Below are 266 nucleotides of genomic sequence, written 5' to 3'. Positions count from 1 at the left end.
TCTGCGCTCGATGAGAGTCGCGATTTCCTCTTCTTCATCTGGGCTCATTTTCCCAATGAGTTGACAACTTTTTGATAGTTCCTTTCCCCAGTCTTCAAAGAAAATATCTGCACTGATATGTCTAAGCGCAGGCACCAGTCCACGCAGATTGGAAACTCTGCTGCGTACAGAGGTAACGCCTTTCGACACTAATTTTTCCTTCTTTGGCGTCAGGACTTTTTCCATAGCAGCAAGATTACAATCAAAGAGAATGCAACCATGAAAAA

Annotated in this window: 1 pseudogene; it reads right to left on the bottom strand. The window is 43.6% G+C overall.

The annotated features are described in order from the left end of the window. Positions 1-266 (bottom strand): annotated as a pseudogene (locus D1841_RS17970) (hypothetical protein); the annotation flags it as partial.

The organism is Neglectibacter sp. X4, assembly GCF_009917365.1.
Lineage (GTDB): Bacteria > Bacillota > Clostridia > Oscillospirales > Acutalibacteraceae > Acutalibacter.
This window is presented reverse-complemented; position numbering and strand designations above follow the sequence as displayed.